The 19,379-nt window shown below is 72.3% G+C and carries 12 protein-coding genes and 1 pseudogene; 10 read left to right on the top strand and 3 right to left on the bottom strand.

Annotated features, from left to right (window positions below; genetic code table 11):
• Positions 1–113 precede the first annotated feature (113 nt).
• The 4 genes from AC6F7H_RS07445 to nudC all read left to right on the top strand — a co-directional run bounded on the left by AC6F7H_RS07445 (position 114) and on the right by nudC (position 9,723).
• The gene (locus tag AC6F7H_RS07445) at positions 114–3,506 is read left to right on the top strand and encodes an ATP-dependent helicase (protein WP_500756025.1); all 3,393 of its coding nucleotides are present in this window, start codon (positions 114–116) and stop codon (positions 3,504–3,506) included.
• Positions 3,507–3,606: 100 nt separating this feature from the next.
• Positions 3,607–7,197, top strand: a complete 3,591-nt coding sequence (locus tag AC6F7H_RS07440; protein WP_500756024.1) for an ATP-dependent helicase — start codon at positions 3,607–3,609, stop codon at positions 7,195–7,197.
• A 10-nt stretch (positions 7,198–7,207) separates the two neighbouring features.
• Positions 7,208–8,620 (top strand): dipeptidase, encoded by a 1,413-nt coding sequence (locus AC6F7H_RS07435; protein ID WP_500756023.1) that lies wholly within the window; start codon positions 7,208–7,210, stop codon positions 8,618–8,620.
• A gap of 158 nt (positions 8,621–8,778) precedes the next feature.
• A complete protein-coding gene (gene nudC, locus AC6F7H_RS07430; RefSeq protein ID WP_500756022.1) occupies positions 8,779–9,723 on the top strand; it encodes an NAD(+) diphosphatase in 945 nt (314 codons plus the stop codon).
• Between the two features lie 66 nt (positions 9,724–9,789).
• On the opposite strand, the gene AC6F7H_RS07425 is transcribed toward nudC, so the two are convergent.
• Positions 9,790–10,032: a mycoredoxin gene (locus tag AC6F7H_RS07425; protein ID WP_109376902.1), complete on the bottom strand. Its 243-nt coding sequence runs from the start codon at positions 10,030–10,032 to the stop codon at positions 9,790–9,792.
• A 130-nt stretch (positions 10,033–10,162) separates the two neighbouring features.
• Here AC6F7H_RS07425 and AC6F7H_RS07420 point away from each other — a divergent pair.
• The 4 genes and pseudogenes from AC6F7H_RS07420 to AC6F7H_RS07405 all read left to right on the top strand — a co-directional run bounded on the left by AC6F7H_RS07420 (position 10,163) and on the right by AC6F7H_RS07405 (position 13,801).
• Positions 10,163–12,458 (top strand): annotated as a pseudogene (locus tag AC6F7H_RS07420) (ATP-dependent DNA helicase UvrD2).
• 165 nt (positions 12,459–12,623) lie between these two features.
• Entirely contained in the window at positions 12,624–12,941 is a 318-nt protein-coding gene (locus AC6F7H_RS07415; protein WP_500756021.1) for a hypothetical protein, read from the top strand.
• Between the two features lie 171 nt (positions 12,942–13,112).
• Positions 13,113–13,481, top strand: a complete 369-nt coding sequence (locus AC6F7H_RS07410; protein WP_109376904.1) for a WhiB family transcriptional regulator — start codon at positions 13,113–13,115, stop codon at positions 13,479–13,481.
• On the top strand, positions 13,478–13,801 hold the full coding sequence (locus tag AC6F7H_RS07405; RefSeq protein WP_500756020.1) for a putative WhiB-interacting protein: 324 nt from the start codon (positions 13,478–13,480) through the stop codon (positions 13,799–13,801). The genes AC6F7H_RS07410 and AC6F7H_RS07405 overlap by 4 nt, the downstream gene beginning before the upstream one ends.
• Before the next feature lie 154 nt (positions 13,802–13,955).
• On the opposite strand, the gene AC6F7H_RS07400 is transcribed toward AC6F7H_RS07405, so the two are convergent.
• Entirely contained in the window at positions 13,956–15,413 is a 1,458-nt protein-coding gene (locus tag AC6F7H_RS07400; RefSeq protein ID WP_500756019.1) for an ABC1 kinase family protein, read from the bottom strand.
• Positions 15,406–16,632 carry a ThiF family adenylyltransferase gene (locus tag AC6F7H_RS07395; protein ID WP_500756018.1) on the bottom strand — a complete coding sequence of 409 codons (1,227 nt, stop codon included), beginning with the start codon at positions 16,630–16,632 and terminating at the stop codon, positions 15,406–15,408. The genes AC6F7H_RS07400 and AC6F7H_RS07395 overlap by 8 nt, the downstream gene beginning before the upstream one ends.
• A 300-nt stretch (positions 16,633–16,932) precedes the next feature.
• Here AC6F7H_RS07395 and AC6F7H_RS07390 point away from each other — a divergent pair, with 300 nt between their 5' ends.
• Both AC6F7H_RS07390 and AC6F7H_RS07385 read left to right on the top strand, forming a co-directional pair.
• Positions 16,933–17,556 carry a M48 metallopeptidase family protein gene (locus AC6F7H_RS07390; RefSeq protein ID WP_500756017.1) on the top strand — a complete coding sequence of 208 codons (624 nt, stop codon included), beginning with the start codon at positions 16,933–16,935 and terminating at the stop codon, positions 17,554–17,556.
• A 109-nt stretch (positions 17,557–17,665) separates the two neighbouring features.
• Positions 17,666–19,369, top strand: a complete 1,704-nt coding sequence (locus tag AC6F7H_RS07385; protein WP_500756015.1) for a TerD family protein — start codon at positions 17,666–17,668, stop codon at positions 19,367–19,369.
• Positions 19,370–19,379 lie beyond the last annotated feature (10 nt).

The raw sequence follows: 19,379 nt of genomic DNA, 5'->3' as shown, positions 1-19,379 counted from the left end.
CGTACTCTCCGTCGGTCTAGCGTCACCAGCACGTGTCCCTCCGACTCCGCGGCCACCGCCCGCCACACGCGGTGGAACGGCAACCAGCACACCCACCAGGACCGGCGAACCACGTGAGCTCCTCTTCCTCCACCAACGGCCTGTCGCACCCCCAGGTGCGGCGGGGGACCCGTGGCGTTCATCGACTGGTCCGTACCCCGCCGGCTCGCAAGGCTCCCCCTCGCCTGGACGCCGCACAGCGCTCCGTGGTTGACCACGGGACCGGACCGATGCTCGTCCTCGCAGGCCCAGGCACCGGGAAAACGACCACGCTCGTCGAGTCCGTGGCCGCGCGCATCGCCCGTGGCGGTGATGCCGAACGCATCCTCGTGTTGACGTTCAGCCGCAGGGCGGCCGTCGAGCTGCGCGACCGCATGGCCCTGCGGACAGGAGCCGCACGCGCCCCGCAGGCGACCACGTTCCACTCGTTCTGCTACGCCCTGATCCGCGCCCACCAGGACAGCGATCTCTTCGTGGAACCGCTGCGCCTGCTCTCGGGCCCCGAGCAGGACGTCACCGTCCGTGAGCTGCTGGCCGGCCAGGTGGACCTCGAACGCCTCGGTCTGGCACACGTGCGCTGGCCGGACGAACTGCGGGCCTGCCTGACCACCCGCGGCTTCGCCGACGAGGTCCGCGCGGTGCTCGCCCGCAGCCGTGAGCTGGGCCTCGGACCCGACGCCCTGAACGCCTTCGCCGGCCGCATCGGACGCCCCGACTGGCGTGCCGCCTCCGCCTTCCTCGCCGAGTACCTCGACGTCCTCGACCTGCAGGGCGTGCTCGACTACGCCGAACTGGTCCACCGCGCGGTGCTCCTCGCCCGCCGCCCCGAGATCGCCCGGCAGCTCGCCGCGCGGTACGACGCCGTGTACGTCGACGAGTACCAGGACACCGACCCGGCCCAGGTGCGACTGCTGCACGCGCTGGCCGGCGGCGGCCGCACCCTGGTCGCGTTCGGCGACCCGGACCAGTCGATCTACGCCTTCCGGGGCGCGGACGTGAACGGCATCCTGGACTTCCCCGACGCGTTCCCCCGTGCGGACGGCCGCCCGGCCCCGGTCGAGGTGCTGCGGGTCTCGCGCCGCTCCGGCGCGGCCCTGTTGGCCGCCACCCGCCTGGTCACCCAGCGCATGCCGCTGACCCGCCTTCCCGCCGAGAAGGTCCGCGCCCACCGGGAACTCACGCCGGCCCGGGACGGCGGCCGGGCCGAGGTCTACACGTACCCGACACCCGGCACGGAGCTGGACAACATCGCCGACATCCTGCGCAGGGCCCATCTGGAGGACGGCGTCGCCTGGAGCGACATGGCCGTCCTGGTGCGGGCCGGCTCCCGCACCCTCCCCGTCGTCCGCCGCGCCCTCACCTCGGCCGGCGTCCCGGTGGACGTCGACGGAGACGACCTCCCCCTGCGCCACGAACCGGCGGTGACCCCGCTGCTGACGGCCCTGCGGGCGGTGGCGACGGCGGAGGCGGCCGACGGCCCGGGACGAGGGCGGGAGCGGAACCCGGAGCCGGGCGAGGAGCCGGAGCCGGGCGAGGAGCCGGAGCCGGGCGAGGGACAGGGACAGCCGCGGGAACCGGACCGGCCGGAGCCCCGCTGGCTCGACACCGAAACCGCCCTCACCCTGCTCACCTCCCCCCTCGCCGGCATGGACGCCGCGGACCTGCGCCGCCTCGGCCGGGCCCTGCGCGAGGAGGAGCGGGCCGCGGGCAACCCACTGCCACCGCCCTCGGACGAACTCCTCGCCCGGGCGCTGGCCGAACCCGAGCGGCTGGTCGTGCACGACCCCACGTACGCGCGTGGCGCCCAGCGGCTCGGTGCGCTGCTGCGCACGGCACGCGAACGCCTGGCCGGCGGCGGTACCGCGGAGGAGGCGCTGTGGGACCTGTGGGACGGCACCCCCTGGCCCACACGCCTGGAACGCGCCGCTCGCCGGGGCGGCGCCGCCGGACGCCACGCCGACCGGGACCTCGACGCGGTGTGCGCCCTGTTCGCGACCGCGGCCCGCGCCGAGGAACGCACCGGCGGCCGGGGCGCCCTGAACTTCCTGGAGGAGATCGATGCCGAGGACATCGCCGCCGACACCCTCACCCGACGCGCCGTACGCCCCGACGCCGTGCGCCTGATGACCGCGCACCGCGCCAAGGGCCTGGAGTGGCGCCTGGTCGTCGTGGCCGGCGTCCAGGAGGGCCTGTGGCCCGACCTGCGCCGCCGCGGCTCCCTGCTGGAGGCCGACCGCATCGGCCGCGACGGCCTCGCCGAACCGCTCACCCCCGGCGCGCTCCTCGCCGAGGAACGCCGACTGTTCTACGTGGCGGCCACCCGCGCGCGCGAACGCCTCGTCGTGACGGCCGTGAAGGCCCCCGCAGACGACGGCGACCAGCCCTCCCGCTTCCTGACCGAACTCGGCGTCGAACCCAAGGACGTCACCGGCCGCCCGCGCCGCCCGCTGTCCGTCGCCGCGCTCGTCGCCGAACTGCGCGCCACCACGGTCGACCCGCGCGTCTCCGACACCCTCAGGGAGGCCGCCGCCCACCGGCTCGCCCGGCTCGCCGCCCTCGCCGACGAGGACGGACGCCCCCTGGTGCCGTCCGCACACCCCTACCGCTGGTGGGGCATGTACGAACCCACCCGGAGCAAGGTGCCGCTGCGCAGTCGCGAGCAGCCCGTCGTGCTTTCCGGCAGCGCCCTCGACCAGCTCGCCAACACCTGCGCCCTGCAGTGGTTCCTCGGCCGGGAGGTGAAGGCCGACGCGCCCGCGACCGCCGCCCAGGGCTTCGGCAACGTGGTGCACGTCCTCGCCGACGAGGTGGCCTCCGGACACACCCCGGCCGACCTCGCCGTCCTCATGGAACGCCTCGACTCCGTGTGGAACGCGCTCGCCTTCGACGCGCCGTGGAAGTCGCAGCAGGAGAAGCAGAACGCGCGCGTGGCACTCGAACGCTTCCTGCAGTGGCACGTCATGGACCGCGCCGGACGCACCCCGGTGGCCAGCGAGCACGACTTCGACGTGAGCCTCGAGGCCGGCGACTACGAGGTCCGCATCCGCGGCCAGATGGACCGCGTCGAGGCCGACGGCGAGGGCCGCGCCTACGTCGTCGACTTCAAGACCGGCAAACAGGCCCCCAGCTCCGCCGAGGTGGCCCGCCACCCCCAGCTCGCCGTCTACCAGCTCGCCGTCCAGGAGGGAGCCGTCGACGAGGTGTTCGACGGAACACGCCCCGTGACGGGGGGTGCCGAGCTGGTCCAGCTGCGACAAGGCGCCGCCAAACGGGACGGCGGGGAGATCCTGCCCAAGGTGCAGGCCCAGCAGCCGCTGGAGGGGGAGTGGGTCGGCGACCTGCTCGCCACGGCCGCCGGCAAGGTCCTCGACGAACGCTTCACCCCGAGCACCGGCCAGCACTGCGCCCACTGCGCGTTCCAGGCCTCGTGCAGCGCCCGGCCCGAGGGGCGGCACGTGGTCGAGTGACAGGCGTCACGCATCGCGCCGCCCGTGACGGCCCGCGGTTCTCCGCTTCCGGAGCGCCGTCCGGCCCCGGGTGTCGGCGATCGCCGTTAGCCTCTGCGATGTGCCCGCACCCATCACCGACCCCGATCAGCTCAGGGAACTCCTCGGCATCCCCTTCACCCCGGAGCAGACGGCCTGCATCGTCGCGCCGCCCGCTCCCCAGGTGATCGTGGCCGGAGCCGGCTCGGGCAAGACGACGGTGATGGCGGCACGCGTGGTGTGGCTGGTCGGCACCGGCCAGGTCGCCCCGGAGCAGGTGCTCGGCCTCACCTTCACCAACAAGGCCGCCGGCGAACTCGCCGAACGCGTCCGCAAGGCACTGATCAAGGCCGGCGTCACCGACCCCGACCCCCTCCCGTCGCCCGACCACCACCCCTCGACGACGGCGCTTCGCGCCGGCCCCTCCCAGTGGGACCCGGACAACCCGCCGGGCGAACCGGTGATCTCCACCTACCACGCCTTCGCGGGCCGCCTCCTGGCCGACCACGGGCTGCGCATCGGCCTCGAACCGACCTCCCGCCTCCTCGCCGACGCGACCCGCTACCAGCTCGCCGCGCGGGTGCTGCGCGAGGCTCCCGGCCCCTACCCGGCGCTGACCCGCTCCTTCCCCGACCTGGTCGGCGACCTCCTCACCCTCGACGGCGAACTCTCCGAACACCTCGTGCGGCCCGAGGACCTGCGCGACCACGACACCGAGCTGCTGCGCACCCTGGAGAACACCAGGCTCACCAACGCCGACCTGCGCAAAGTGCCCGAAGCGGCCGCCGCACGGTGTGAACTCGCCGACCTCGTACTGCGCTACCGGACCGCCAAACGCGAACGTGACCTGCTCGACTTCGGCGACCAGATCGCCCTCTCGGCCCGGCTCGCCCGGATCCCCGAAGTGGGCCGCGTCCTGCGCGACGAGTTCCGCGTGGTCCTCCTCGACGAGTACCAGGACACCTCGGTCGCCCAGCGCGTCCTGCTGGCCGGCCTGTTCGGCGGCGGCACCGGCCACCCGGTGACCGCCGTCGGCGACCCCTGCCAGGCGATCTACGGCTGGCGCGGCGCCTCCGTCGCCAACCTCGACGACTTCCCCGAGCACTTCGCCCGGACCGACGGCAGCCCCGCCACCCGCCAGTCGCTCAGCGAGAACCGCCGCAGCGGCGGCCGCCTGCTGGACCTCGCCAATGGCCTCGCCGACCCCCTGCGGGCCATGCACGCGGGCGTGGAAGCCCTCCGTCCGGCGCCGGGAGCCGAACGCGACGGCACCGTCCGCTGCGCCCTGCTGAGCACCCACGCCGAGGAACTCGACTGGATCGCCGACTCCATCGCCCACCTCGTACGCACCGGGAAGGCACCCGGCGAGATCGCCGTCCTGTGCCGCACGGCGACCGACTTCGCCGAGATCCAGGGCGCCCTCGTCGCCCGGGACGTACCCGTGGAGGTCGTCGGCCTGTCCGGGCTGCTGCACCTGCCCGAGATCGCCGACCTGGTCGCCGTCTGCGAGGTCCTCCAGGACCCCGGGGCCAACGCCTCCCTGGTCCGCCTGCTGATCGGCCCGCGCTGGCGCATCGGACCCCGCGACCTCGCCCTGCTCGGCCGCCGCGCGCGACTGCTCGTGTCCCACGCGCGCGTGGACGGCGAGGACGACCCCGACCGCCGCCTCGCCGCAGCCGTCGAAGGGGTCGACCCGGCCGAAGTGATCTCACTCGCCGACGCCCTCGACACGTTCCTGGAGACGCCCCTGGACGGGCAGGGCGACGACGGGCTGCCCTTCTCACCGGACGCGCGCGTGCGGTTCGCCCGGCTGGCCACCGAACTGCGCGACCTGCGCCGATCCCTGGCCGACCCGCTGATGGACGTCCTGCACCGCGTCCTCGCCGTCACGGGCCTGGAGATCGAACTGTCGGCGTCCCCGCACGCCCTCGCCGCCCGCCGCCGCGAGACCCTGTCCAACTTCCTCGACGTCGCCGCCTCCTTCGCCGCCGGGGACGGCGAGGCGACCCTGCTCGCCTTCCTCGGCTTCCTGCGCACCGCCGCCCAGTACGAGAAGGGCCTCGACAACGCGCTGCCGGGCGGCGAGAACACCGTCAAGGTGCTCACCGCCCACAAGTCCAAGGGCCTGGAGTGGGACGTCGTGGCCGTTCCCGGACTGGTCACCGGTACGTTCCCCAGCGGCCAGGGCCGCGAGAAGTGGACCGCACAGGGCAAGGTGCTGCCCCACGGGCTGCGCGGCGACGCCGACACCCTGCCCGATGTCGAGTCCTGGGACTCCAGGGGCCTGAAGGCCTTCCACGACGCCATGAAGGAGCACCAGCACACCGAGGAACTCCGCCTCGGCTACGTCACCTTCACCCGCCCCCGCTCGCTGCTGCTCGGCTCCGGCCACTGGTGGGGGCCCTCGCAGAAGAAACCGCGTGGACCGTCCGCCTTCCTGCGGGCCCTCCACGACCACTGTGCCGCCGGGCACGGCGAGATCGAGGCCTGGGCGGACGAGCCCGCCGAGGACGAGGAGAACCCCGCCCTGCACCGGGCGACCCAGGACCAGGCATGGCCCCTCCCGCTGGACGACGACGCCCTCGCCCGCCGCCGCGCCGCCGCCGAGACCGTCCTGGCCCACCTGGAAGGCCTCGCCGGCGACCCGGACGACCACCCCACGGCCGTACACGCTCCCGACACGTACGCCGACCCGGACTGGCCCCCGCCACCGGACGACGAGTACCTCCCGCCCGAGGAGGGCGGCCCCTTCGCGGACGACGACCCGGGCGACTGGGACTCCTGGACCACCGACCGCCCCACCACCGACGGCCGTCCTGACGACGGCCGGCCCACCGTCCCGCTCCGGATCCCGCACCAGGCGCCCCCTCCGGAGCCCGCCACGCCTCGGCTCACTCCCGAGGAAGCCCGTACCGTCGCCTCCTGGGACCGCGACCTCGACGCCCTCACCGGCGAACTGCTGCGCGCCCGCGACAGCGTCACCGAGGTCCCGCTGCCCGCGTCGCTGACCACGTCCCAGCTGCTGCGCCTGGCCGCCGACCCGGACGGCTTCGCCCAGGAACTGGCCCGCCCCATGCCCCGCCCACCGCAGCCCGCCGCGCGCCGCGGCACCCGCTTCCACGCCTGGGTCGAGACCCGCTTCGAAGAACTGACGCTGCCCATGCTCGAACCCGACGAGCTTCCCGGCAGCGAAGCCGAGATCGCCGACGAACACGACCTCGCGGCCCTCAAGGACGCCTTCGAACGCACCGAGTACGCCCGGCGCACGCCCTACCGCGTGGAGGCCCCCTTCCAGCTGGCGATCGCCGGCCGCGTCGTACGCGGCCGCATCGACGCCGTCTACCGGCAGGGCGACGGAGAAAAGGGCGACGGAGAAAAGGGCGACGGAGGAAAGAGAAGCAGCGCCGGCGACGGGACGACGTACGAGATCGTCGACTGGAAGACCCACCGCAACCGCACCGCCGACCCCCTCCAGCTCGCCGTCTACCGCATCGCCTGGGCCGAGAAGCAGGGCGTACCCCTGGAGTCGGTCACCGCCGCCTTCCTGTACGTACGCACCGGTGAGGTCGTACGCCCCGACGCGCTGCCGGACCGCGAAGCGCTGGAGCGGCTGCTGCTGGAGGAACCGTCCGGTGAGATACCGCACTCCGAGGACACCTCCGCGGGCCGATAGGCTCGAGACCATGAGCCAGCCCGTTGACAGTGCCGTCAGCGCCGTCCGTACGTACATCGAGCAGCACCGCGCCGCCTTCCTCGACGACCTCGTCGAGTGGCTGCGCATCCCTTCGGTGTCGGCCCAGCCCGATCACGCGCCCGACGTGCGCCGCAGCGCCGACTGGCTCGCCGCCAAACTCGCCGAGACCGGCTTCCCGACCGCCGAGGTCTGGCCCACCCCGGGCGCCCCCGCCGTCTACGCCGAATGGCCCTCGGACGACCCCGGGGCACCCACCGTGCTGGTCTACGGCCACCACGACGTGCAGCCCGCCGCCCGCGAGGACGGCTGGCGCAGCGAGCCCTTCGAACCCGTCGTACGGGACAACCGCCTCTACGCGCGCGGGGCGGCCGACGACAAGGGCCAGGTGTTCTTCCACACCCTCGGGGTGCGGACCCACCTCGCCACGACCGGCCGCACCACCCCCGCCGTGCACCTGAAGCTGCTGATCGAGGGCGAGGAGGAATCCGGCTCACCCCACTTCCGGGCACTCGTCGAGCAGCACGCCGACCGGCTCGCCGCCGACGCGGTGATCGTCTCCGACACCGGCATGTGGTCCGAGGACACCCCCACCGTGTGCACCGGCATGCGCGGCCTCGCCGAGTGCGAGATCCGGCTGCACGGTCCGGACCAGGACATCCACTCCGGTTCCTTCGGCGGCGCGGTGCCCAACCCGGCCACCGCCGTCGCCCGCCTGGTCGCCGCCCTGCACGACGAACACGCGCGCGTGGCGATCCCCGGCTTCTACGACGGCGTCGTCGAGCTCACCGACCGCGAACGCGAGCTCTTCGCCGAGCTCCCCTTCGACGAGCGGGAGTGGCTGCGCACCGCCAAGTCGCACGGCACTCACGGCGAGGCCGGATTCAGCACCCTGGAGCGCGTCTGGGCCCGCCCCACCGCCGAGGTCAACGGCATCGGCGGCGGTTACCAGGGCCCCGGCAGCAAGACGATCATCCCGTCCTCGGCGATGGTCAAACTGTCCTTCCGGCTGGTCGCCGGCCAGGACCCCGACCACATCGAGAAAACCGTCCGCGACTGGACGGCGGGGCAGATCCCCGAGGGCATCCGCTGCGAGATCACCTTCCGCCCCGCCACCCGCCCGTGCCTGACCCCGCTCGACCACCCCGCCCTCGAGTCCGTGGCCCGTGCCATGGGCCGCGCCTTCGGCAAACCCGTCCGCTTCACCCGCGAAGGCGGTTCCGGACCGGCCGCCGACCTCCAGGACGTCCTCGGCGCACCGGTGCTCTTCCTCGGCATCTCCGTCCCGTCCGACGGATGGCACGCCCCCGACGAGAAGGTCGAACTGGACCTCCTCCTCAAGGGCGTCGAGACCACCGCACACCTCTGGGGCGACCTCGCCGAGCACTGGCGGCACGTGCCCTGAACGCCCCGGGGCCGCCCGGCCCCGGGCGCCCGCGACGGGGCACACTGGAAGCGCCCCCCGTCGCCGGGCGTGCCGCCGGACCCGGTCGCCTCCCGCCGTACGTCCCGCCGAACCAACCGCCGACCCAATCCGTTTCACCGGGGGAGTTGGAAGCACCCGTGACCACCAGGACCGACCACATCGCCGACCGCCCCGTCTCGCTCACCGCCCCGAGCGGCATCAACCGCGCCGCCCACCACCGGCTCGACGAAGCATGGCTCGCGGCGGCCTGGAGCCACCCCTCGACACGCTGCTTCGTGGTCTCCGGCGGCCAGGTCCTCATCGACGAGACGGCGGACGGCCGCACCGAACTCGTCATGACACCCTCCTTCGAGGCGCCGCTCACCGAAGCACACCGCTATTTCCTCGGCACCGACGAGGACGGCGTCAGCTACTTCGCCCTCCAGAAGGACTCCCTGCCCGGCCGCATGGACGACTCCGCCCGCCCGGCCGGACTGCGCGAGGCGGGCCTGTTCCTGTCACCACGCGACGCGGGCCTGATGGTGCACGCGGTCGCCCTGGAGAACTGGCAGCGCCTGCACCGCTTCTGCTCCCGCTGCGGCGAGCGCACCGTCATCGCCGCGGCCGGCCACATCCGCCGTTGCCCCGCCTGCGGCGCCGAGCACTATCCGCGCACCGACCCCGCCGTGATCATGTCCGTCGTCGACCAGCACGACCGCATCCTGCTCGGCCGCCAGGTCCACTGGCCCGAGGGCCGCTTCTCGACACTCGCCGGATTCGTCGAGCCGGGCGAGGCCATCGAGCAGTCGGTGCGCCGTGAGGTCCACGAGGAGGTCGGCATCAGCGTCGGCGAGGTCGAGTACATCGCCAGCCAGCCCTGGCCCTTCCCCTCCAGCCTCATGCTGGGCTTCGTCGCCCGCGCCACCTCGACCGACATCACCGTCGACGGCGACGAGATCCACGAGGCCCGCTGGTTCTCCCGGGAGGAACTGGGCGCCGCCTTCGAGTCCGGCGAGGTGCTCCCGCCCTACGGCATCTCGATCGCGGCCCGCCTGATCGAGCGCTGGTACGGCAAGCCCCTTCCGACCCGCAGCGCCTTCTGACACACGGAAGCGGGGTGGGCGTCCCTCGACCGGGGACGCCCACCCCGCTTCCGGTGAGCCGTTCGCTCAGCCGCCGACCTTCTGCTTCACCTGCGCCAACGACGGGTTGGTGAGCGTCGAGCCGTCCGGGAAGAGCACAGTCGGAACTGTCTGATTTCCACCGTTCGCCTTCTCCACGAAGGCGGCGGAGTCCGGGTCCTGCTCGATGTTGATCTCGGTGTACGCGATGCCCTCGCGGTCCATCTGGCCCTTCAGGCGGCGGCAGTAACCGCACCACGTGGTGCTGTACATCGTCACAGTGCCCGGCATGTCTCTTGTGCTCCTTCGGCTGCTCGGGGAAGTCCTCGATGTGGGAGGAACGTACTTGAAAGCGCAGGCATTCCCCTGCGGCGGGGTCCGCCCAGCGCCCGATCCGGCACACCCCCTTCCTCCTGGTGGGATCCGCGTCGTATCAGTACGACCGCGAGGCACTGCCTGTGGACAACCCGGCTCATCCGTCTCCGGTGACCTGGCAGCATGGCGGTGTGACAGCAGCAACGCCCTCCCCTCTCTTCCCGCAGGTACCGGACTCGGCCGACGCGGTGCTCGAAGGGCTCGACCCCGAGCAGCGCGAGGTGGCCACCGCCCTGCACGGCCCGGTGTGTGTGCTGGCGGGCGCCGGTACCGGCAAGACCAGAGCGATCACCCACCGGATCGCCTACGGGGTGCGCGCCGGCATCCTCCAGCCCTCCAGCGTGCTCGCCGTCACCTTCACCAACCGCGCCGCCGGGGAGATGCGCGGCCGGCTGCGCCAGCTCGGCGCCGCCGGGGTCCAGGCCCGCACCTTCCACTCGGCGGCGCTCCGCCAGCTCCAGTACTTCTGGCCGAAAGCGGTCGGTGGTTCCCTGCCCCGGCTGGTCGACCGGAAGATCCAGCTCGTCGCCGACGCGGCCGCCGCCTGCCGCATCCGACTCGACCGGGGCGAGCTGCGGGACGTCACCGCCGAGATCGAGTGGTCCAAGGTCACCCAGACCGTCCCGGCCGACTACCCGCCCGCCGCGGCCAAGGCCGCGCGTGAGGCGCCTCGCGATCCCGCCGAGATCGCGCAGCTCTACGCCGCCTACGAGGACCTCAAGCGGGAGCGCGGGGTCATCGACTTCGAGGACGTGCTGCTGCTCACCGTGGCCGTCCTGCAGGACCGGCGGGACATCGCCGAACAGGTCCGCGCCCAGTACCAGCACTTCGTCGTCGACGAGTACCAGGACGTCAGCCCGCTCCAGCAGCGGCTGCTGGAGCTCTGGCTCGGCGACCGGGAGAACCTGTGCGTGGTCGGTGACGCCAGCCAGACGATCTACTCGTTCACGGGCGCAACGCCCGACCACCTGCTCGACTTCCGCACCAGGCATCCCGGTGCCACCGTCGTGAAACTGGTCCGTGACTACCGTTCCACCCCCCAGGTCGTCCACCTCGCCAACGGTCTGCTCGCCCAGGCGCGTGGCCGTGCCGCCGACCACCGGCTGGAACTGGTCTCCCAGCGCGGTCCGGGACCCGAGCCGGTCTTCACCGAGTACCCCGACGAACCCGCTGAGGCCGAGGGCACCGCGCGCCGGATCCGCGAACTGATCGACGCGGGTGTCCGGGCCAGTGGGATCGCCGTGCTGTTCCGCACGAACTCCCAGTCCGAGACCTACGAGCAGGCCCTCGCGGACGCCTCGGTGCCGTACCAGCTGCGTGGTGCCGAGCGTTTCTTCGACCGTCCGGAGGTGCGCAGGGCGGGTGTCGCCCTGCGTGGGGCGGCCCGTTTCGGCGGTAACGACAGTCTCCTCGACGATGCCGTCGACCTGCCCTCCCAGGTACGTGCCGTGCTGTCCGGCCAGGGCTGGACGGCCCAGCCGCCGGCGGGCTCGGGTGTGGTGCGGGAGCGCTGGGAGTCGTTGGCCGCTCTGGTGAACCTCGCCCAGGACTTCGCTGCCGCGAGACCGGGTGCGACCCTCGCCGATCTCGTCGCCGAACTCGACGAGCGGGCCGGTGCCCAGCACGCCCCGACCGTGGAGGGAGTCACGCTCGCCTCGCTGCACTCGGCCAAGGGTCTGGAGTGGGACGTCGTCTTCCTGGTCGGTGTCGCCGAGGGGATGATGCCGATCACCTACGCAAAGACCGACGAGCAGATCGAGGAGGAGCGTCGGCTCCTCTATGTCGGTGTCACCCGGGCGCGCGAGCGTCTCCATGTCTCCTGGGCACTCTCCCGTTCGCCCGGCGGGAGGGCGAACCGTCGGGCCAGCCGCTTCCTCGACGGGTTGCGCTCCGGCTCGGCGGCCGCGGTCGGCCGGGGTGGTGCGGGGGGAGCGGGAGGTGTGGAGCGTGGTGTGTCCGGGGCGGCCGCGTCCCCCTTCGCGGCGCCGGGCCCCCGGCGCGGGCAGCGCAGCCCTGCCCGGTGCCGGGTCTGCGGCCGCACCCTGACGGACGCGGGCGAGATGAAGCTGATGCGCTGTGAGGACTGCCCCTCGGACATGGACGAGGGCCTCTACGAGCGGCTGTACGACTGGCGCGGCGAGCAGGCGCGGCGCAGCGGACAGCCGGCCTTCTGCGTCTTCACGGACAAGACGCTGATGGCCATCGCCGAGGCGGTCCCCGAGGACGCGGCGGGACTCGCCCGCATCCCCGGGGTGGGGATGCGCAAGCTGGGGCGCTACGGAGCCGACGTACTGGCCATATGCGCAGGCGGGGACGGGGCGCATGGCAAGGATCAGGACTGATTCCAACTCGTCGAGAAAATAGTTTGCGCATGCCCCGGGAAGCCCCATAGGTTCTTAGGCACGGGAACGGCGGCCTTCTCACAGGCCCTGGGTCCGTGTTGTACTTGCATATTCGCCGGACCGGTTGACCCCGGTCCCCTGATACGCCGAGAGGAGGCGAGTCCTGTGATCAGCATCAACACCAGCTCCGTCGTCAAAATGACCGATCGCTCGGCCGTCTCCCTGTGCATGCTCGGCGCCTCGCATCAGGGCACTGGTCTGTCCGGCATCCCTGCCGCACGTCCGGCGTCCTTCGTTGCTCCCGCGGGCCTTGTCCTCCGTGAGCGCGATGAGCGACCGATCAAGGCACTGGAAGCGGTAGAGGCACAGGCGCAGGCCTATGCCTTTGCGGCGGCCGGTGCCGGATTCCGGAAGCAGACGACGACGCAGCACCACCTGATGTGGGCCTTCCGTGGGCCAGAACCCTGGAGTCATCCAGCCTGATTCGATCAGGCCGGCGCCTTCAGGGCCGCGGAACCCCATCCGGGATCCGCGGCCCTTCTGTTTGTCCCCGAACGGGGACGACGGACCGAAGCGCCTCGGGACAAGACAAGAACCCGGTACCAGCCGCCACCCGGCCCACCGGCCGGAACGAACAGACGAGGAAGACGAACCGTGCAACTCGAAGCGCACGCCCCGTCCGTACCGCCTTCCGACACGATCCCCAAGCCTGGCTCCACGGAGGACCCGACCTTGACTCCGCTCATCGCGCTCACCGCGCTCGACGACGCCATCGAGAACCTCGGCGTGCCCGTCCCGTGCCGTTCCTACGACCCGGAGGTCTTCTTCGCCGAGTCCCCGGCGGACGTGGAGTACGCCAAGTCCCTCTGCCGTACCTGCCCCCTGATGGAGGCCTGCCTCGCCGGGGCCAAGGAGCGGCGTGAGCCGTGGGGTGTCTGGGGCGGGGAGCTGTTCGTCCAGGGCGTTGTCGTCGCCCGGAAGCGGCCGCGTGGCCGTCCGCGCAAGAACCCGGTCACGGCATGAACATCCCAGGAACGATCGACCACCCCCTCACGCACAACCCGCAGAAGCAGGCCCCGATGATGCCGACCGCCGACGAGCCCGCAGGCTCCGCGACCGAAGACTTCACCACCAGCGGCGCGAACGACTCGCGCCAGAACAGGACCCGTGAGATGCAACTCATCCCAGAAGCCCTGGCCCGTGCGCATATGCACGAGCGGCTGCATGAGGCCGAGCGGGAGCGCCAGGCTGTACGCCTGGTGACCGCTCGCCGGATGCAGCGCCGCGCCGAGCGTGCCTCCCGGCGCGCCCGCCGCGCGCTCGCCATGGCCGTCATGCAGTAGCCGTGCAGTAGCGATTCTGCTGATCAGCCGGTTCCTCCGATCCGGCTGACCCGGCGGTCTCTCTCCACCGCGGGGGCCGGTCCGTGCCGAACGGACCGGCCCCCGCGGTGCGTTGCACCGAGCGGGCCGCGACGGCGGGCGCGGCCCGCGCGTCTCACGCCTGAGCCGCCGACTTCTCCTCAGCCGGGGCCCCCGCGCTTTCCGCTTCCGCCGCCTCCACCGCGCTCTCCGTGTTCGCCAGGTTCTCCGCGTCCAGTTCCGGTTCCTCCAGTTCCGGTTCCTCCGGGAGGAATCCCGGCAGCCACTCCTGCAGTTCATCGCGGAGCCGTACCGTCCCGCCCAACTGGCACAGCACACCGATCGTGCTCAGGGTCACCCGGTGTATCAGCAGATACGCCGGAGGGAGGTTGAGCTGCTTGGCCAGTTGGTAGGCGGGGGAGCGGGGGTCGCCGATGCGTGCGGCCTGGCCGCGCATCCAGCCACGGGTGAAGGTGAACGCCTCGACCCGCGCCGGTTCGATGATCGGCAGGAGGTACTCGAGGACCGCGTCGGGATCCAGCTCGATGGTCTCCCTGACGAAACCCTCCGCGCACAGCATCCGGTAGACGGCCTCCGCCTCGCCGTCCAGTGTCATCCGCAGGGCCTCGCCGATGGGGTGGGGCAACCCGCCCGGGAGACGGTCGACCGTGCCGAAGTCCAGTACGCCGAGACGCCAGTCGTCCTCACCGTCCGGACCGCCGGGAAGCAGACGGAAGTTGCCCGGATGCGGATCGGCGTGCAGCAGCCCGGTGCGGGCCGGGCCGGAGAACAGGAAGCGGGCCAGGAGCTGACCGGCCCGGTCGCGCTGCTCTTCCGTGCCGTCCGAAATGATCTCCGACAGTGGTACGCCGTCCATCCACTCGGTGACCAGCACCTGCTCGCGTTGGTGGACCACTGCCGGTACGACGACGTCGGGGTCGTCCGCGAACTCCTCGGCGTGGGCCTGCTGGGCCCGGGCCTCCAGGGCGTAGTCCAGTTCCTCCGAGACCCGGTCCTTCAGCTCCGTGATCAGTGGCTTGACGTCCACACCGGGGACGAGCGGGCCGAGCAGGCGGGCGAACCGGCTCAGCTGGTTCAGGTCGGACAGCAGGGCTTCGCCGGCGCCCGGGTACTGGACCTTGACCGCCACCTCGCGGCCGTCGTGCCACACTCCCCGGTGGACCTGGCCGATCGAGGCCGCAGCGGCCGGCTTGTCCTCGAACTCGAGGAACAGGTCGTGCCAGCCCTCGCCGAGCCGTTCCTCCAGCACCGCGTGCACGGTGCGGGTCGGCATGGGTGGGGCCGCCTCCTGAAGCTTCGTCAGCGCCGCGCGGTAGGGCCCGGCGATGTCCTCCGGCAGGGCCGACTCGAAGACCGACAGGGCCTGGCCGAACTTCATCGCGCCGCCCTTGAGTTCGCCGAGCACCTTGAACAGCTGTTCCGCGGTGCGCTGCTGCAGCTCCCGGCCGACGATCTCCGCGGACTCGCCCACGATCCGCTTGCCGAGCCCCCAGGTCGCCCGCCCGGCGAAGCCGAGCGGGAGCGCGGCCAGCTTGGCGGTCCGGGTGACCGCCTTCCGGGGAAGATCAGACATGCGCCCTCCAAGTCCTTGCCGACCGCTCCGCGTCCGCCATACGGCACGACTTTTTCGACGGCCCTTGCGAGGCCATTGTCTCGTGCGCCCGGCCGTACTCGGAGGTGTGTTCCGACATGCTTTTCACCGCGTCCCCCTCCGCCGCCCCGCACGGGCACCCGGGACGCGCCCGGACCGGCCGCGCATGCCAGTGCAGACCTGGGAGGGACGCCTCCCAACGGGTGCCGGCACTGGACGGAACATGGCCGTCCAGGTGAGCCAACGCGTGGGCGCCGGCCAGTCCGGCCACGGTCGCGGCCAGAGCCATGTCGCAGGCTCCCACCCGGCGCTGCCGCCCGGAGCGCCACTGGGCGACCATACGGGGCCAGGTCGGGTCCCGATCGGTCCGGTCCCCGTGGAGACAGCCCGCGCAGGCCGTCTCACCGGGCAGGACGAGCGGTCCGACGACACCGGTCCCCTCCGTCACGCCCGCATGGAGATGGGGTGTTCCGGAGGCCACCAGGGGCTCGGCCCCCGACGGGTCGGGTGCGTGCACGGCGACATCGTCCCGGGGAGCGAGGATCACCAGGGAGAACCCGGGATCGCCCCCCTCGGACGGCGACCGGGCGGTACGGTGCCGCGGTCGGTCCGGCGCGGCGCGGCGTACGGCGCGGCGGGCCGCCTCGTCCCTGCGGTCGCCGACGGCTTCGGCGGGCAGGCCGCCCGGTGCGACGTCCCAGGGCTCGACCTGCCCGATGTCGCGCACGTCGACCTCGCCCACACCGGCTCCCGACAGCAGTGCCGCCAGCATCGCGCCCACCCGGCCCGCGCCCCTCACCTGCACCCGCGCGCCGCGGCGCGCGGCGAGTCGCCCGAGCGCGTCGCCCGGTGCGGAGGTGGTCAGGGTCAGCGAGGCCAGATCGGGGCGCAGCCGGTCGAGGACCTCCCGCTTCTCGCGCAGGGCGTCGGCGGCCGGACCGCCGCCCCGGGAGTCGTCCAGGAGCCCGGCCCGCGACAGTCTGGTCATGAGCCGGTCGACATGGCCGTCGGGCAGATCCATGCGCCGGCCTTCCTCACGCAGGTGATCGAGCCCGCGGGTGCCGTCGAGCAGGTCGAGGAAGCTGCCCGTCGCCGTGTCCACCGGCCCCAGGGTCAACGCGTGCGCGGGTGTCATCCCGAACTGCACGGTGTTGAGGTCGCGCCATCCGCGCCGGAGCGCGGGTTTCACCATCGGATGCATGCCAGGTCCCCCGTATGCCCTTGATCGCTGCCGTAGTGCTGTAGTGCCGTAGTGCCTTGTGTCACCGAACCCGTCGCGGTACCGATGAACTGCGCTGCCCGGTACCGCTGGAGCCCAGTACGGCTGAACCCGCTCGTGGGGTGGTCGACGAGTGCCAGCATGCACCGTTTTGGAGAAGTGTGCGGAAAGTTGTCCACAGAAGGGGAGAATGATCCTATGAATCCTGCGCATGGTGGGGGGATCGACATCGAAGCGTCCCGGAACCGGGACTTCCCCGTGGACAGCGGGTAACGTCGGGGCGTGCCCGCCGACCCACCGCACCGCGCCGCCCCACCACAGCGCAGCACGACGAGCCAGGCGATGAACGGCTCACGGGCGAGCGCGATCGAGGTCCGCCGGAGTTCCCGCCGACGCAGAACGGTGTCCGCGTACCGCGAGGGCGATCGCACCGTCGTGCTCATTCCTGCCCGGATGTCCGAGGCGGAGGAGCAGCGCTGGGTGAACGTCATGCTTGACAAGCTGGCCGCCCAGGAGAGCAGGCGGACACTCGGGCACACCGAACTGGCCGAGAGGGCCGAGCGGCTGTCGGTCCAGTACTTCGACGGGCGGGCCCTGCCCCGCTCCGTGCGGTGGGTGACCAACCAGAACACGCGCTGGGGCTCGTGCACGCCGTCCGAGGGCAGCATCCGCCTGTCGCACCGGCTGCAGGGCATGCCCGAGTACGTCGTCGACTACGTCCTCTGCCACGAGCTGGCACATCTGCTGGTGCCCGGTCACGGGCCCCGTTTCTGGCGTCTGCTGGAGGCGTATCCGAAGACGGAACGGGCCCGGGGCTACCTCGAAGGCGTGGTCGCGGCCGAGCGGCTGCCGCATCTGCCCGGTACCCGCGACGAGGGAACGCCGTCCGAAGCGAGCATGCCGTAGGGGCACGCGCGTGTTGTGTACCGGGTCTGTACCGACTTCGTCGGTTGTCCGGGTTTGCCGTTAGCCTGGCGCGACGCACTCACATTCGGGATGGGGGACGGTCGTACGCATGGCCAGGGAATTCCAACGCGGCCACAAGGCCAGGATCAGTGATCTCACCGCTGGCACGGACCTGTACGTCGGCGTGCAGATCTCCGGCCCCGGGCTCACCTTCGACATCAGCTGCTTCGGTCTCGACGCCGACGAACGGCTCTCGGACGACCGGTACTTCGTCTTCTTCAACCAGCCGAAGTCTCCCGAGGAGTCCCTTCAGCTCCTGGGTGCGCAGGCGGGCGACACGGAATCCTTCCGGGTGACGCTGGATCGGATCCCACAGCAGATCAAGAAGCTGTCCTTCACGGCGACGCTCGACGGCGTCGGGCAGATGTCCCAGATCGGTCCCGGATACATCCGCATCGTCGCGGGCGGCGAGGAAGTGGCCCGCTACCCCTTCGACGGCTCTGAGTTCTCCACCGAGCGGGCGGTGATGCTGGGCGACTTCTACTTCAAGGACGTGTGGCGGTTCGCCGCCGTCGGGCAGGGCTTCGACGGCGGGCTCGAAGCGCTGCTGAAGAACTTCGGCGGTGAGGTGGCGGAGGAGGAGTCCGCCGCCCCGCAGCAGCCGCAGGCGGGCGGCGCCCCCGGTTTCGCGCCGCCCGCGTTCGCCGTCCCCGAAACCCCCGCTCCCGCCCCCGCGCCGGCCCCTCAGCCCGCGGCACAGGGCTTCGTCTCTCCCCCCGGCGCCACCCCGCCACCGGCTCCGGCGCCGTCGGTGCACGCCGCGCAGACGATCGTCGCGCCCCTGAACACTCCGCCCGGCGGCTCCCCGGTGCCGCCTCCGGCCCCGGCGCCCGCGCCCTTCGGTCGGCCCGGCCAGCAGCCACCGCCACCCGGTCCGCCCGCTCCGAGCGCCCCGCCGCCACCTGGTTACGGCGCACAGCCGCAGGCACCGCAGGCTCCCGCCCCGCCGCCCGGTTACGGTCATCCGACACCCCCACCCGGCTACGGCCAGCCGCCGCCGCCCGGACTGCCGGGGCAGATGCCGGGTCAGATGCCCGGCCCGCAGGCGCCCTACGGGGCACCGCAGGGCACTGCCCAGGGCGCACCGCAGACCCCGGGTGTGCTCGGCGCGCTCCAGATGTTCAAGGAGACGCCCACCGGGCAGCGCTGGACCCAGCAGAACCGGAAGCTCGTCCGCGTCGACCTCGGCATCGGCGGTCAGCCCGTGCTGGCCCGGCAGGGCAGCATGGTCCTCTACCAGGGCAAGGTCGACTTCAGTTACAAGGGCGCGGGGTTCACCGGCCGGATCGTGGGTAACGCGACCGGCCAGGAGATGCAGCTGATGCGCTGCACGGGCCAGGGCCAGGTGTTCTTCGCCGAGGACGCCACGATGCTGCACCCGATCGAGCTCCAGGGCGACGCCGTGTGCGTCTCCGCCGAGAACGTCCTCGCCTTCGACGAGGGCCTCCAGTACGAGGTCCGCCGCATCGAGGGGCACGGCATTCCCGGTGGCGCGTTGTTCACGATGCAGTTCCAGGGGACCGGCACCATCGTCGTGAAGACGCACGGTGTGCCCGTGGTGCTGCCGGTGACGCCCACCACGTTCGCCGACTGCAACGCCGTGGTCGCCTGGTCGGCCGCCTCCCAGGTGATCGTCTCCAGCCAGGTGCGAATGCGCCGCAACTCCTACCCCGGCGACACCGGGGAGGGCGTCAACCTCCAGTTCCGGGGAGCGCCCGGCAACTTCATCGTCGTCCAGCCGTACGAGATCTGAGGGAGCCCGT

Source organism: Streptomyces sp. MMS24-W38 (assembly GCF_059889265.1).
This window is presented reverse-complemented; position numbering and strand designations above follow the sequence as displayed.

Coding starts and splice junctions, on each gene's coding strand:
- AC6F7H_RS07425 (WP_109376902.1), bottom strand. CDS start 10,032: ATGCCGGGCACTGTGACGATGTACAGCACCACGTGGTGCGGTTACTGC.
- AC6F7H_RS07435 (WP_500756023.1), top strand. CDS start 7,208: ATGAGCCAGCCCGTTGACAGTGCCGTCAGCGCCGTCCGTACGTACATC.
- AC6F7H_RS07395 (WP_500756018.1), bottom strand. CDS start 16,632: ATGCATCCGATGGTGAAACCCGCGCTCCGGCGCGGATGGCGCGACCTC.
- AC6F7H_RS07400 (WP_500756019.1), bottom strand. CDS start 15,413: ATGTCTGATCTTCCCCGGAAGGCGGTCACCCGGACCGCCAAGCTGGCC.
- AC6F7H_RS07385 (WP_500756015.1), top strand. CDS start 17,666: ATGGCCAGGGAATTCCAACGCGGCCACAAGGCCAGGATCAGTGATCTC.
- AC6F7H_RS07405 (WP_500756020.1), top strand. CDS start 13,478: ATGAACATCCCAGGAACGATCGACCACCCCCTCACGCACAACCCGCAG.